General features: G+C 37.3%; 17 protein-coding genes and 2 pseudogenes. 11 read left to right on the top strand and 8 right to left on the bottom strand.

Going from position 1 to position 14,606, the window contains the following annotated elements:
* Window positions 1–286: 286 nt before the first annotated feature.
* Entirely contained in the window at window positions 287–1,642 is a 1,356-nt protein-coding gene (locus E7T07_RS06910; protein ID WP_135710153.1) for a PFL family protein, read from the bottom strand.
* 10 nt (window positions 1,643–1,652) lie between these two features.
* The gene (locus E7T07_RS06905; RefSeq protein ID WP_135710152.1) at window positions 1,653–1,925 is read right to left on the bottom strand and encodes an ACT domain-containing protein; all 273 of its coding nucleotides are present in this window, start codon (window positions 1,923–1,925) and stop codon (window positions 1,653–1,655) included.
* A gap of 195 nt (window positions 1,926–2,120) precedes the next feature.
* Between E7T07_RS06905 and pyk the strand changes: the two genes are divergently transcribed.
* Window positions 2,121–3,557 carry a pyruvate kinase gene (pyk, locus tag E7T07_RS06900; RefSeq protein WP_135710150.1) on the top strand — a complete coding sequence of 479 codons (1,437 nt, stop codon included), beginning with the start codon at window positions 2,121–2,123 and terminating at the stop codon, window positions 3,555–3,557.
* Between the two features lie 163 nt (window positions 3,558–3,720).
* Here pyk and E7T07_RS06895 read toward each other — a convergent pair.
* The 4 genes and pseudogenes from E7T07_RS06895 to E7T07_RS06880 all read right to left on the bottom strand — a co-directional run.
* Window positions 3,721–3,984: pseudogene (locus tag E7T07_RS06895) on the bottom strand (outer membrane protein assembly factor BamE); the annotation flags it as partial.
* Window positions 3,981–4,292, bottom strand: coding sequence for a YadA-like family protein (locus E7T07_RS06890; protein WP_246046168.1), 312 nt, complete (start codon window positions 4,290–4,292; stop codon window positions 3,981–3,983). The gene E7T07_RS06890 and the pseudogene E7T07_RS06895, both read right to left, overlap by 4 nt.
* A complete protein-coding gene (locus tag E7T07_RS06885; RefSeq protein WP_135710148.1) occupies window positions 4,276–4,785 on the bottom strand; it encodes a hypothetical protein in 510 nt (169 codons plus the stop codon). The genes E7T07_RS06890 and E7T07_RS06885 overlap by 17 nt, the downstream gene beginning before the upstream one ends.
* 22 nt (window positions 4,786–4,807) lie before the next feature.
* The gene (locus E7T07_RS06880; protein ID WP_246046166.1) at window positions 4,808–5,221 is read right to left on the bottom strand and encodes a helix-turn-helix domain-containing protein; all 414 of its coding nucleotides are present in this window, start codon (window positions 5,219–5,221) and stop codon (window positions 4,808–4,810) included.
* On the opposite strand from E7T07_RS06880, the gene E7T07_RS06875 reads away from it, so the two are divergent.
* Genes E7T07_RS06875 through E7T07_RS06865 form a run of 3 tightly spaced genes read left to right on the top strand, consistent with a single transcriptional unit; the run spans window position 5,195 to window position 8,493 of the window.
* A complete protein-coding gene (locus E7T07_RS06875; RefSeq protein ID WP_135710147.1) occupies window positions 5,195–6,826 on the top strand; it encodes a recombinase family protein in 1,632 nt (543 codons plus the stop codon). The two genes, E7T07_RS06880 and E7T07_RS06875, sit on opposite strands and share 27 nt — an antisense overlap.
* Window positions 6,741–7,631: a ParB/RepB/Spo0J family partition protein gene (locus E7T07_RS06870; RefSeq protein WP_135710146.1), complete on the top strand. Its 891-nt coding sequence runs from the start codon at window positions 6,741–6,743 to the stop codon at window positions 7,629–7,631. The genes E7T07_RS06875 and E7T07_RS06870 overlap by 86 nt, the downstream gene beginning before the upstream one ends.
* Window positions 7,624–8,493 carry a plasmid partitioning protein RepB C-terminal domain-containing protein gene (locus E7T07_RS06865; RefSeq protein ID WP_135710145.1) on the top strand — a complete coding sequence of 290 codons (870 nt, stop codon included), beginning with the start codon at window positions 7,624–7,626 and terminating at the stop codon, window positions 8,491–8,493. The genes E7T07_RS06870 and E7T07_RS06865 overlap by 8 nt, the downstream gene beginning before the upstream one ends.
* 49 nt (window positions 8,494–8,542) lie before the next feature.
* Here E7T07_RS06865 and E7T07_RS10970 read toward each other — a convergent pair whose 3' ends face one another.
* Window positions 8,543–8,710, bottom strand: a complete 168-nt coding sequence (locus E7T07_RS10970; protein ID WP_167874943.1) for a hypothetical protein — start codon at window positions 8,708–8,710, stop codon at window positions 8,543–8,545.
* Between E7T07_RS10970 and E7T07_RS11260 the strand changes: the two are divergent.
* The 7 genes and pseudogenes from E7T07_RS11260 to E7T07_RS06830 all read left to right on the top strand — a co-directional run.
* Window positions 8,685–9,157, top strand: a pseudogene (locus tag E7T07_RS11260) (transposase); the annotation flags it as partial. The gene E7T07_RS10970 and the pseudogene E7T07_RS11260 overlap by 26 nt on opposite strands.
* Window positions 9,158–9,454: 297 nt before the next feature.
* Window positions 9,455–9,790 (top strand): efflux RND transporter periplasmic adaptor subunit, encoded by a 336-nt coding sequence (locus E7T07_RS06855; protein WP_167874942.1) that lies wholly within the window; start codon window positions 9,455–9,457, stop codon window positions 9,788–9,790.
* Between the two features lie 46 nt (window positions 9,791–9,836).
* A complete protein-coding gene (gene hxpB / locus E7T07_RS06850) occupies window positions 9,837–10,478 on the top strand; it encodes a hexitol phosphatase HxpB (protein ID WP_135710143.1) in 642 nt (213 codons plus the stop codon).
* A 27-nt stretch (window positions 10,479–10,505) separates the two neighbouring features.
* A complete protein-coding gene (rbfA, locus tag E7T07_RS06845; protein ID WP_135710142.1) occupies window positions 10,506–10,916 on the top strand; it encodes a 30S ribosome-binding factor RbfA in 411 nt (136 codons plus the stop codon).
* Window positions 10,916–11,833, top strand: a complete 918-nt coding sequence (gene truB / locus E7T07_RS06840; RefSeq protein ID WP_135710141.1) for a tRNA pseudouridine(55) synthase TruB — start codon at window positions 10,916–10,918, stop codon at window positions 11,831–11,833. Before rbfA ends, truB begins: the two co-directional genes overlap by 1 nt.
* Window positions 11,830–12,663 (top strand): glycosyltransferase family 2 protein, encoded by an 834-nt coding sequence (locus E7T07_RS06835; protein ID WP_210403517.1) that lies wholly within the window; start codon window positions 11,830–11,832, stop codon window positions 12,661–12,663. The genes truB and E7T07_RS06835 overlap by 4 nt, the downstream gene beginning before the upstream one ends.
* Window positions 12,656–13,660, top strand: coding sequence for a WaaS/CpsH family glycosyltransferase (locus tag E7T07_RS06830; protein WP_135710140.1), 1,005 nt, complete (start codon window positions 12,656–12,658; stop codon window positions 13,658–13,660). The genes E7T07_RS06835 and E7T07_RS06830 overlap by 8 nt, the downstream gene beginning before the upstream one ends.
* Window positions 13,661–13,712: 52 nt before the next feature.
* On the opposite strand, the gene metF is transcribed toward E7T07_RS06830, so the two are convergent.
* Window positions 13,713–14,594, bottom strand: a complete 882-nt coding sequence (metF, locus tag E7T07_RS06825) for a methylenetetrahydrofolate reductase (RefSeq protein ID WP_135710139.1) — start codon at window positions 14,592–14,594, stop codon at window positions 13,713–13,715.
* Window positions 14,595–14,606: the final 12 nt, after the last annotated feature.

The following is a 14,606-nucleotide window of genomic DNA, read 5'->3' as shown; positions in this document are numbered from 1 at the left end:
ACGCCGTAACGCCGATGGTAGTGTGGGAATTTCCCATGTGAGAGTAGGTCACCGCCAGGTAGAAATAGAAGGAAGCCCGAGTAGAGATACTCGGGCTTTTTGCTTTTGGGATATTAGCAATGTGACTAAACGGAATAATAGGCAAATTTATTGCTATTACACAAACAAAGACCGGATAAGATTATCGAACAGACTATTTCTCATTGGATATTTATTCTTTGCAATAATTCATTTAAAAGTGCGGTGAAAAACTCTTAGATTTTTCACCGCAGTTTATGAAAGTGTATTAGTTTTTCATTGATTGTACTGGTGCTGGAATTCGTCCACCACGGTTAACAAAAACTTCACAGGAGCCTTCTTTTACAGGCATAATTGGGGCATAGCCGAGTAAGCCGCCAAATTCCACATTTTCGCCAATGCCTTTGTCTGTAACAGGGATAATACGCACGGCAGTGGTTTTGCTGTTGATCATACCAATGGCTGCCTCATCTGCAATAATGCCAGAGATGGTGTGTGCGGGTGTATCGCCTGGGACGGCAATCATATCTAATCCCACGGAGCACACTGCGGTCATCGCTTCTAATTTATCCAAAGTAAGAATACCACTTTCTGCCGCAGCGATCATTCCTTCATCTTCCGAAACAGGAATAAATGCACCACTTAATCCGCCTACGGAGCTTGATGCCATCATACCGCCTTTTTTCACTGCGTCATTCAGCAGTGCAAGGGCAGAGGTTGTACCATGTGTACCACAAACAGTTAAGCCCATTGCTTCCAAAATACGCGCTACCGAGTCACCCACTGCTGGTGTTGGCGCAAGAGATAAATCCAAAATGCCAAAAGGGATATTGAGCATTTTCGCCGCTTCTTGTCCTATTAATTCCCCCACGCGCGTGATTTTAAAGGCAGTTTTCTTTACCACTTCTGCCACTTCAGTTAAGGTGGTGGCGTTGGAATTTTCTAAGGCTTCTTTAACTACGCCAGGCCCTGAAACCCCTACGTTGATAATGGCGTCAGCTTCACCTGAACCGTGGAACGCGCCCGCCATAAATGGATTGTCTTCTACCGCATTACAGAACACCACAATTTTGGCACAGCCAAAGCCTTCAGGGGTGATTTCTGCGGTGCGTTTAATGGTTTCGCCCGCCAGTTTTACCGCATCCATATTAATGCCGGCGCGGGTTGAGCCAATGTTAATTGAGCTACATACAATGTTCGTGGTTTTCATCGCTTCAGGAATGGAGCGAATTAACACTTCATCGGAAGGCGACATTCCTTTTTGAACCAACGCAGAAAAACCGCCGATAAATGAAACACCGATAGCTTTTGCCGCACGATCAAGGGTTTGTGCAATGGATACGTAAGAATCCGCTTTGGTTGCAGCGGCAATTTGTGCAATTGGCGTCACAGAAATACGTTGGTTAACAATTGGCACACCATATTTTGCCGAAAGAATTTTTGCGGTTTCCACTAAATCTTTGCCAATGGTGGTAATTTTATTGAAGATATTCTGGTTTAATTGATCAATATCGCTGCTGATACAATCGTGTAAATCAATACCAATGGTAATGGTGCGCACATCAAAATTTTGGTCAGACACCATCTTAATGGTTTCAAGAATTTCCGTTGATTGAATACTCATGACTTACCCCTTAAATACGGTGCATTGCTTTGAAGATTTCTTCGTTTTGCAAACGAATATCAAGGGCAAGGTTTTTACTTTCCAGCTCAAAAAGTGCGGCTAATTCTGGGAAAGATTTTGGGCATTTTGCGGTATCTACTAAGATAATCATGGTGAAATAATCGTCCATTAATTGTTGGCTAATGTTGACGATATTAATTTGATGTTCGGCTAAAATTTTTGCGACATCGTAAACAATCCCCACGCGATCTTTACCAATTACGCTAATTACTGAATTTGTCATGGTTCTTCCTTCTATCTGATTTTATGAAAAATAAGCGTGGAACGAAGTATAGCATTTTTTTATCGTATTTTTTCTCGATTTTAGTGGGATTTACGCGTATAATACGCCCCAGTTTTTTTCCGGCAATGGGTTTTGGATTCGCATTGCCGGTTAAATTACATAATTTAGATATAAACAATTATGACGGAGTAATCAATGTCTAGAAGACTAAGAAGAACAAAAATCGTATGTACGATGGGTCCTGCTACTGATAAAGGTAACAATCTTGAGAAAATCATCGCCGCAGGCGCAAACGTAGTACGTATGAACTTCTCTCACGGTACACCAGAAGACCATATTGAACGTGCTAATCGTGTACGTGAAATTGCGAAGAAATTAGGTAAACACGTGGCTATTTTAGGCGACTTGCAAGGGCCTAAAATCCGCGTTTCAACTTTTAAAGAAGGCAAAATTTTCTTAAGCGTTGGTGATAAATTTATTTTAGACGCAGAATTACCAAAAGGTGAAGGTCATCAAGAAGCAGTGGGTTTAGATTACAAAACCTTACCGCAAGACGTTGTACCGGGCGATATCTTATTATTAGATGATGGTCGCGTTCAATTAAAAGTATTAGCAACGGAAGGGGCCAAAGTATTTACAGAAGTTACCGTTGGTGGTCCTTTATCAAATAATAAAGGTATCAACAAATTAGGCGGTGGTTTATCAGCTGATGCTTTAACTGAAAAAGATAAAGCGGACATCATTACTGCAGCGCGTATCGGTGTTGATTATTTAGCGGTTTCATTCCCACGTTCAAGCGCAGACTTAAGCTATGCACGCGAATTAGCATTAGCAGCAGGCTTAAAAGCACAAATCGTGGCGAAAGTTGAACGTGCTGAAACAGTCGCAACAGATGAAGCAATGGACGACATCATTAACGCAGCAGATGTTATCATGGTTGCTCGTGGTGACTTAGGTGTTGAAATTGGTGATCCTGAATTAGTGGGCGTTCAGAAAAAATTAATTCGCCGTTCACGTCAATTAAATCGTGTGGTGATTACTGCAACACAAATGATGGAATCAATGATCAGCAACCCAATGCCAACTCGTGCGGAAGTAATGGACGTGGCGAATGCGGTATTAGATGGTACTGATGCAGTAATGCTTTCAGCTGAAACTGCAGCGGGTCAATACCCGGCAGAAACAGTAGCTGCAATGGCGAAAGTGGCATTAGGTGCAGAAAAAATGCCAAGCATCAATGTATCTAAACACCGTATGAATGTGGAATTCACTTCAATCGAAGAGTCTGTTGCAATGTCAGCAATGTATGCTGCAAACCACATGAAAGGTGTTGCTGCAATTATTACCTTGACAAACAGCGGTCGTACAGCGCGCTTAATGTCACGTATCAGCTCAGGTTTACCAATCTTTGCCTTATCACGTAATGAAAGTACATTAAATCTTTGTGCATTATACCGTGGTGTGACACCGGTTGCTTTCGATAACAATGACGCGTCAACAAGTGCAAAAGCACAAGCGGCAGTGCAATTATTGAAAGACAAAGGCTTCTTAATGTCTGGAGATTTAGTATTGTTAACCCATGGTGACGATCGTGGTAGTTCAAATACTTGCCGTACATTAGTGGTAGATTAATATTGAGTTAATCTATGATTAGATAAAGGCGAGTTTAACTTGACCATTGATAACCCCACCTTTTCAGGTTTTTTGCCAAAGGTGGGGTTATTTTTGCCGTTTTATCCCTTTAGACATAGTAGATAAAAGTGTTGGTAATTGGCCAACATCAACAAGAGGTATTGTGTATATCATTCTCACGATAGTTAAAGGCATAATCCCATTCACGAACACCATATAAACCTTCCGAGAAGTGCGGACGACCGATTAGGTTATATAGCTGGTCCTTGTTCATACCACGCTCGATTTGACGAACGTTATCCCAATTGACCCAAGAGTCTACTTGTGTACCATCGTGATTAAACTTCGTTTGCTCCAATGTCGGAAAGACGGGATTATCCGTTGTTCCCTTATCCGATACGTTTGAAAGATTGCCACAAGCGGTTAATAAGCTACCGCATTTTCATTTTTGTAATGACCTGCTGCTGCCGATATCATTGACTTACCTGCCATATACACTTGCGGTAATGATGCCGTTGCAACTGTACCAGCAATGTCTGCTCGAGCTTCTTTGTTTACTTTATTGACTTTAGTATCTAAGTGATTTACCCGGTCTCCTAATTTAGCAATGTTTTGCGTGTTGTTATGTACTTGAACATTCGTTGCGTGTAATTGTGAACCGTTTACCGCATCGGTTGATGTTGGGTTAATTTCTGCTGGTGCAACATACGTGACTTTCTTACCGCCAGCATTCACGCCTTTGGTTGAAGTTCTGATGCAAAAGCATTTGAACGTTATAAAGTTTTAACTCACTATTGATACGAGCAACTATTGCATCTGCTTTAGCTTTACCATAGTAAAGGTAATAGTCAGCCCATTCTTTATTGTAGGTCGATGTAATCCCTGCAATAAAGTTAGTTATATCATTGGTATCATCAATGGCTTCATTTTTGAGTGCCATTAATTGTTTTGTTTCGCTTTCAATTTTAGCGACATCTGCATCTGATTTTTTGCGTTCACCAATGATAGATTGGTATAAGTCTAAAATCGTATTGATTTTATTATTGTACGCAATCACCTTATCTAAATTAGCACGATAATCCGTTAAATTGATTGCAGATTTATCGAACGACCAATCAATTGAAGCATCGTAATCGTTAAGTATCTTTAACCAAGATTTGAAATTTTCAATATCATTCGTTGTGATTAGGTTTTGGTTTGAGACTGTAAATAAGTACAGAAATGCCATTTTATCAAAATTACTTTAGCTACTATAGCCTTTCTATAACATCGTCAAGAAAATCTCGGAATACTGCTTTTATTATCTGTTTATCTATATGGTCATTCTCTGACTTGGTTGAATCCCAAATAAACTCTCTCACTTGCGGAGATAATGTCATCAAATTCATTAAATCTATTCCATTGGGAAATCGCTTTCCAGCAACCCAATCTTTTACTGTCCTTTCACTTATTCCTAGTGCATTAGCTATCATTTTCCCAGTCCAATACTGAGAATGCATTTCTTTCCTTAAAGCAACAGATAACTGCTCTCTTAGTTTGATTTCATTCATTGTAATTTTGGGCAAGATCTTGCCCTTTGAGTGCAACATTTTTCCTCCCAATTCATTTATATTTGATACATCTAGGGGGGTATTAAAATGGTTATAAGCATAAAGAATCAACATAAAAATAAAGCGGTTGCTTATATTCGAATGTCCACAGAACACCAAGAGTTTTCTCCTGATATACAGCGTTGCTTTATTGAAGATTATGCAAAGCAAAATGGATTAGAACTGATTAGAGAATATGTGGATGAAGGGAAAAGTGGTTTAACTGCGGAAAATCGTCCGCAATTTATTTCTATGTTAAACCTTGTTGAGCAAGGGTTGGCTGATTTTAACCATATTCTTGTTTATGACATAAGTCGTTGGGGACGATTTATAAATATTGATGAATCGGGCCATTATGAGCAGATCTGCACGAATAAAGGTATTAAGGTACATTATTGTGCGGAGCAATTTAAAGGTAATGACATTGGCTCTCAAATTTATAAAGCAGTAAAACGTTGGGCAGCAGGAGATTATTGTAGAGAGTTAGGTGTAAAAGTCTTTAATGGACAAAAAAACTTAATTCAGCACGGATTTCGTCAAGGTGGACCTGCTGGGTTTGGGCTACGTAGGCAACTTATTGATAGCAATGGAAATGTTAAATTTGAACTAAAGCGAGGCGAAAGAAAAAGTTTACAAACAGATCGTGTTATTTTGGTTGCAGGACCTAAACAAGAACAGGAAATTATTCAGGAAATCTATCATAACTTTGTTTATCTGCATAAGACTGAACAACAAATAGCAGATAGCTTAAATGCAAGAAATATTGTAACAGATAGAAATACGGCTTGGACGAAAGGCGTTGTTCATCAAATTTTAATCAATGAAAAATATGTTGGACATAACGTTTGGAATAAATGTAGTGCATCCAAAACTCGTGAACACAAAGGGAAAAATCCAAGAGATGAGTGGATCCGATATGACAACTGCTTTGAAGCCATAATACCTCAAGCTTTATTTAACGCCGCTCAATCTATTATTCATCAACGCTCTGTTAGATTGAGTGATGAAGAAATACTGGATCGCCTAAAAACGTTGCTTCAGGAAAAAGGGAAATTATCAGGTTTGATTATTGATGAATCTGAAAATTGCCCTTCTAGCAGCGTATATAGTCGGAGATTTGGTAGTCTTGTAAAGACATATTCTCTAATTAATTATGAACCCGAAAGAGATTATCACTATATTGAAATCAATCGTTTATTACGCCAACAGCATAAAAATGTTGTACAAGATACTGTTGATAAGATTATCAAATTAGGCGGTTCTGTTACAACCGATAGTAAGACAGATCTGATTCGTATTAATAATGAATTTAATGCATCTATTGTGCTAAGTCGTTGTCGTCCTACTTCCACAGGATCTAAACGTTGGCTTATTCGTTTTGATACCACGTTAAATCCTGACCTAACCATAGCGATTCGTTTGAATGATACCGCAAGTGAGATCTTTGATTATTATCTATTACCGATGAATATACAATTAAATGAAAAGTTAAGACTAGCTGAAAATAATCCTGCTGAATTGGAAATTTATCGCCATTCTAATTTAGATCGATTTTTTATTATGGTTGAACGTATGTTAGTGAAGGACTTTATCTATGCAAAACGAAACTATTCAAGTTATACCGATCAACAGAATCAGAATCATCAATCCAAGAACTCGCAATCAGAAAATATTTGCTGATCTAGTCGAAAATATTGCCAAAATAGGTCTAAAAAGACCAATAACAGTAACACCTTCTGATGATATTGGATTTTATGACTTACTTTGTGGACAAGGTCGGTTAGAAGCTTGTCAAATGCTTGGGGAAGAATTTATTCCTTGTAGAGTTATTCAGGCAAACAGCGAAGAAAGTTATTTAATTAGTTTGGTAGAAAATATTGCTAGACGTAGGCACTCTAATATTGAATTGTTATCAGGCATCAAACTATTAGATGAGCGTGGATATAAGCCTGCCGATATATCTCGTAAAATTGGCTTTTCTCAAAGTTATATCAATGGCATTTTACACTTACTTAATGCAGGTGAAGAGCGACTTATTAATGCCGTTGAGAAAGGTATTATTCCACTTTCAATAGCAATATCTATATCCCGCTCCGACGATAAAGATGTCCAAAAACAGTTGGCTGAATTGTATGATGACGGAACTTTAAAAAATTCGGATATACAAAAAATTAGAAATATTATGCATCGCCGTAATTTGAGCGGTAAAAAAGCCAATTCGGCTTTATCAAATAATACACGTTCTCAGATTTATAATCCTAAAACGGTATTGCATATTTATAAAGAAGAAACACAAAGGCAACAAATGATGATAAAACAAGCTGATTATGACGAAAAACAGCTTTTTATTATTTTGTCTTGTCTAAACAAACTTTTTGCAGATAAATATTTTCAATTGGTATTACGTTCTGAAAATTTAGACGATATGCCAAAGGATTTAAGTGAACGAATGTTAAAACAGCAAGAGGGAAATTTGTATGCCTAGTAATATTACTTATGCATTCCACAATGAATTGCTTATGTTACCTGTTTCAGAAATACTTCCCACTCGTCAAATAGATAAGCATTTTGAAAAAAGTGTGAAATATCAGAGTATTTTATCATCGATCCAAGAAGTTGGAATCATTGAGCCACTCGTTGTATATCCTGAAAGGGAACATCAATACATATTACTGGATGGGCATTTACGTTTACACGCATTAAAAATGCTAGGTGCTGATACTGCATTATGTATGATTTCTACCGATGATGAAGGATTCACTTATAATAAGCAAATTAACAGGCTAACAACTATCCAAGAGCATAATATGCTTGTGAAAGCGATTGAACGTGGGGTATCTGATGAAAGTATTGCCAAAACATTAAATATAGATCTAAAAATTTTGCGACAAAAAATGAATATGTTAAATGGAATCGCGAAAGAGGTCATTGAAAAACTGGCAAACAAACAGGTTGGTAAAGATATATTTCGGATCTTGAGAAAAATGAAACCCGAACGACAAATTGAAGTTGCCGATATGATGATTGCTAGCAATAAATTCTCTCTGACCTATGCAAATATGATGTTACTTAGTTCAAGAAAAGACGAATTAGTTGAAAGTCATAAAGTTAAACCTACTAACAATAATTTAGAAGATTTATCTGTTATGCAAAAAGAGCTAAATAGGTTAAAAGAGAACTATAAAGTTTCAGAAGAAAAGCTGGCTGATTTGAAAATGGCACTTATTGTAGCAAAAGGATATGTAAATAGACTTTTAAGCAATGCTGCAATTGTGGACTTATTAGAACATGAGCAGAATGCAATTTACTTAACTTTGAAAGAAGTATGTAAAGTTGAGCATTCTTGAGCTATTTCATAAAACATTATAGCCTGTAATAGTTACAGGCTTATTTTATTTATAGTGTATGTTTTATTTCATCTGAAAGAATTTGACTTGTTGCCTGCAAAATTCTCTTACCTGAATCTGAACTTATACGGTATTTTTCTGTTAAATGGGCTTCATCTGCTGTTAATACAGAATCATCCCCATCGACTACAAAAATTCCCCCTTGTCCTAAGTGCAACTGTACTAATAAGCATTACTTCTTATCCAAAGAATATCGTTGGACTTGCAAGGAGTGTAAACATCGTTTTAGTGTAACGTCAAAAACGATTTTCTCAAGCTGTAAGCTAGAATACCGTAAATATCTAGCGGTCATCTTTCTCTTTGCTAATGCAGCAAAAGGTATTTCTATCTCTCAACTCTCTCGTGATGTCAAATTAGGATATAAAGCTACTTTCGTTCTTGTGCATAAAATTCGAGAATCTCTCGCTAATCATCGCAATAATGACTTTCTACAAGATGAAATTCATATTGATGGTACTCATGTGCATTCAGCATTACGTCCTAAAAATAAAAAAGTAGATCGAGTAGATAGACAAAAAAACTGAATACGATTAAAACTGGTAGCCATATTCATACGGATGAAAATGCCACTTATGATGAACTGTTATTCAACTATGATTTAAAATGAGTGAATTACCAAAAAGAATATTGTTGTAGTGGTACACAGAATGAAAGCACACGTTGAAAGTGGAACTATTAAAATGCCTTCAAATTTAAAGAGTGCAGAAGAAATTGAAGAGTGGTTGCTTAATCTTTAATTTTAAAATAGTCGATTATTCCGCTCATCCGCCTTTTAATTTACCAACAATTCCTTACCTTAAATAACAATAATCTGAATGAGAAAGTTGATTGTTTAAGCTCATCTAATGATCTATTTGTTCGTTGTTTATTATGTCGAACTGTGGTTAAATGCGCACTTTATTTGCTTTTACGTTTAAAAGCCGGCAATGAAGCGGAGCTGGCGTTCCCGGCCATTCCGGGGAGAGTTTTTAAAGCGGAAGTCATTGGCGTTTTACCAGCTATTGGCGAACACGAATTACAAGCAAACGGAACGCTTTATACCCGCCGTTTTATTGATAACGAAGCGATGCCGTTGGTGGTGTTGAAATTAAAAGAGGATATGTCTGAATATCAACTGCCTTACGGCACAACTGCAGAAGTGGCAGTTTATACGGAACACGCCCATCATTTAGCGATGATGCGTAAGATTTTATTGCGTATGAATAGTTGGAAAAATTATTTATATTTAGATCATTAATCGGGTCGTGGTACAATCATTTTTTAAAAGAACCTAAAGGAAAAATATGATTAAAGCAGTGATTTTTGATATGGATGGGACGTTGATTGATTCCCAGCCTATTTGGTATCAAGTCTGCACAGATTTCTTTCAACAAAACGGATTTCCGGTGACGATGGATGACATGATTAAATTAACCGGTTCGCCGGTGGCAAAACTGGTGGATTATGTGTTACAAACCCATGGTCAAAAAGACAAAGAGCGTGCGCAATTGATAACAGGTTTAATGGATTATGCTGTGTCGGAAATTTTGGCGGCAAAACCTTTGATGCCTAATGTCAAAGAGGTATTGGCGCAGTTAAAACAGCAAGGTATTAAAATGGCGGTGGCGTCAGCCTCGCCAAGAAATATGTTGCAAGGCATTGTAGATAGTTGTGATATTGCGGAATATTTTGATTATTTAGCCTCGGCGGAAGAATTGGATTACAATAAACCGCACCCGGCTGTTTATTTGCACGCAGCGCAACAACTGGGCGTAAATCCAACAGAATGTTTGGCAGTAGAAGATTCGGTGTTAGGGATGATTTCAGGCAAAGCGGCAACAATGAAAACTGTGGTGATTCCTGCGCAAGCGGAATGGGATGATCCACGTTGGACGTTAGCGGATTTTAAATTAACTAATATCGCTGAATTGCCGGCATTGCTGTAAGAAACGAAAGAAGAAAAAGGATAGATAATGGCAAGAGAATTTAAGCGCTCAGATCGTGTAGCGCAAGAGTTACAAAAAGAAGTGGCGGTGATTTTACAGCGTGAAGTCAAAGATCCGCGCATTGGGATGGTGACCGTATCTGATGTGGAAGTGTCTAAAGATTTGGCTTATGCCAAAATTTTTGTGACTTTCTTATTTGATCATGATGAAGTGGCGATTGAACAAGGGATGAAAGGTTTGGAAAAAGCCTCGCCTTACATTCGTTCGTTATTAGGCAAAGCCATGCGTTTACGCATTGTGCCTGAATTGCGTTTTATTTACGATCAATCGTTGGTTGAAGGGATGCGTATGTCGAACCTTGTAACCGATGTGATTCGTAAAGACGAAGCCCGTCACGTTGAAGACCCGGAATTAGACAGCAAATATAAGGAAGAATAATGTCAAGACCCCGTAAGCGCGGCCGCGATATTCACGGCGTATTTTTACTCGATAAGCCACAGGGTATGTCGTCTAATGATATTTTGCAGAAAGTGAAACGCATTTATCAGGCAAATAAAGCCGGGCATACGGGAGCATTAGATCCGTTAGCAACAGGTATGTTGCCGATTTGTTTGGGCGAGGCGACCAAGTTTTCTCAATTTTTGTTGGATGCAGATAAGCGTTATTTGGTGACCGCCAAACTGGGCGAGCGCACCGATACCTCTGACGCGGAAGGGCAAGTGGTGGAAACGCGTGATGTGACGGTGAATTTGGAACAAATTCTGACCGCACTTCCGCATTTTCGTGGTGATTTGATGCAGGTGCCAACCATGTTTTCTGCCTTAAAACATAACGGCAAACCGCTTTATGAATACGCACGTCAAGGTATCACCGTTGAGCGCGAAGCGCGCCCGATCACGATTTTTGAATTAAAATTTATTGCTTATGATGCGCCGAATTTAACCCTCGAAGTCCATTGTTCAAAAGGCACTTATATTCGAACATTGGTGGATGATTTAGGGGAATATTTGGGTTGCGGTGCACACGTGACCATGCTCCGCCGCATTGCTGTAGCAGATTATCCTTATGAAAAAATGTTGACTTGGGAACAACTACAACAGCTTGCGGAAAATTCGGAATTATCTGCCTTAGATCAATATTTACTGCCTGTTGACACTGCCGTCTCTAAATTACCCGCTTTAACGCTGAATGCAGAGCAAACAAAAGCGGTGGGTTTTGGGCAACGTGTAAAATTTGCCAATGAACAACAAATTTATGGACAAGTGCGGTTATTTTCTCACGAGAATGTATTCTTAGGGGTGGCTGATGTGGATAACAATAATGTAATTAGACCGAGTAGAATGGTGAATTTATGATGAGTGAAAATAAGCCTTTAATTTCAATTATTATACCTTGCTATAATGCAGCAAAATATTTACAAGAGACATTTGATAGTTTAGCTACTCAAACATGTCAAAATTTTGAAATTATTGCTGTAGATGATGGTTCTACTGATAATACATTGGAAATTTTGCAAAATATTCAAACGAAACAGCCTAAACTACGGATAATCCAACAAGTAAATCAGTATTATATTGCCGCACGTATTAATGCAGTTAAGCAAGCGCAAGGCAAATATTTAGTTTTTCTGGATGCAGATGATAAATTAGGTAAAGACTATCTGAAATTATGTTCAGAAGCTTTAGAAAATGATGATTCGCTTTCTATTGTTTATACGAAAGCACGTTTTTTTGATGCAAGAACAGATAGCTGGGATTTACCTGAATTTAGAAAGAAAGATTTTTTATTACAAAACTGCATTTATGTTACTGCGATGATACGTAAATCTGAATATGATGCTGTTGGTGGTTTTGATGTTCGTTTAAAAATGCTTGAGGATTGGGAACTTTTTATATCATTGATTAAGCGTGGTGGAAAGGTTCATCGTATTAATGATATTCAATTTTATTATCGGAAGCGCCATAATCAAACATCTATTACTGATCAAGCAGATCACCATCTCGATTCTGATTGTCATTTTTTACTTTATCAGAAACATTATGACTTTTATAAAGAAAATGGTATTTTCTTACAACATTTATTTAGAGCAAAATTATCAGATGAAAAGAGATATAGAAAGAATTTTTTAAAGAAATATTTCTATAAAATGTTTAATCAGAAAAAATATAAAAAATATTATGGCTAAGACAGTTATATTAGCAGTTCCATATTTATATGGCTTAGATCAATGTATAGAAAAGAATTTACGTCATCTAGGTTATGATGTGATTAACCTTTGTTATGATAATCGAGATTCTTATTATCCTTCTGCTTTCCATCGTATTATTTCCACTTTTTATAGAAAAGTAAGAAAAGATGAAAATTATAAAAAATTAATGCAATATTCACGTTATCAGGCTGATATTGATAGTAAATTAGCAGTTTTAAATGGTAAAAAAGCAGATTTTGCTTTATGTATACGTGCTAACGTTTATCCAAAAGAAATTATTAGAAAAATTAGAGAACATTCAAATTATTGTGTAAATTATCAATGGGATGGAATTAATGCACATCCAGATATATTGGAATATTTAGCTTATTTTGATCGTTTTTTTGTTTTCGATCATTCTGATATTGAAAAATATCCAAATTGTCATTTTGAACCCTCACACAATTTTTATTTCGATTATCCTTTACAGGATAATCCATTAGTTACTAATGGCGTTTATTTTCTTGGTGGGCATCAGGATAGCCGTGTAAATGAAATTCAGTCTTTTTTAGATGAAGTATTGAAATTAAAACTCACTATTGATTTTTATATTGTATCAAAGGGTGATCGTGCTAAAAACGCCTTTAACCATAACCCTTATATTCATTATGTTGACAGCAGCAATCCATTAACTTTTGAAGATAATTTATATAAAGTTAGAGAAAATGCTGTTGTGGTTGATTTTTTAAATAATGTTCATCAGGGACTTTCGTTTAGAGCCTTTGATGCGCTTTGTTTTAATAAAAAATTAATTACCAATAATCAAACTATAAGCAATTATGATTTTTATCATCCGAATAATATTTTTATTTGGAATGGCAAAAATTCGGCAGAATTAATGTCCTTTCTAACCTTGCCTTATGTGCCGGTTGCAGATGAAATTAAGGAAAAATATTCATTTACGGGTTGGTTAAAACAGATTTTACCTATTTAATAACAAAAAAAGCGAGACGAAATTGTCTCGCTTTTTTATCATTTAGTTAAACCTAACGCGGTCTAACCCCTAACACATGACAAATGGCATAGGTTAATTCCGCGCGGTTTAGGGTATAGAAGTGGAAATCTTTGACCCCTTCTTTGGATAACACTTTTACCATATCCATCGCAATACTTGCGGCGACAAGATTTCGCGTAGTTTGATCATCATCTAACCCTTCGTACATTTTTCCCATCCAACTTGGTACTTTGACATTGGTGATAGCCGCCATTTTTTGCAGTTGTTTAAAGTTACTTACAGGCAAAATCCCCGGGATAATTTCTGCGTCAATACCAACGGTCACACAGCGATCACGGAAACGAAGATAGCTATCTACGTCAAAGAAAAATTGAGTAATCGCACGGTTTGCGCCGGCATCAATTTTACGTTTTAAGTTCAGCAAATCTGCCTGTGCTGATTTAGCTTCCGGGTGAACTTCAGGATAAGCGGCAACGGAAATATCGAAGTCCGCCACGTCTTTGAGCAACGCAACTAAATCGGAAGCATAGAACGGTTGTTTTGCATAGCCCGGTGGTTCATCACCACGTAATGCCACAATGCCACGAATGCCGTTGTCCCAATAATCTTTGGCAATCACACGAAGCTCATCCGGTGTTGCATCAATCCCGGTTAGGTGCGGAACCGCCACTAAACCTGTTTCATTTTGAATATTTTTCACAATGCTATGAGTACGTTCACGTTCCCCTGAATTTGCCCCATAGGTCACAGAAACAAATTTAGGTTGCAAACCTTTTAAGCGGTGAATGGATTCCCACAACATATTTTCCATTTTTTCATTTTTAGGCGGGAAAAACTCAAAGGAAACATTAATCTTTCCATCTAAATCTGCCACAGTTTGATTTAGAATATTAATCTCTTTTGCATAACTCATTCGTTGTTCCTT

This window comes from Actinobacillus porcinus, from assembly GCF_901764995.1.
Classification (GTDB): Bacteria; Pseudomonadota; Gammaproteobacteria; order Enterobacterales; family Pasteurellaceae; genus Exercitatus; species Exercitatus porcinus.
This window is presented reverse-complemented; position numbering and strand designations above follow the sequence as displayed.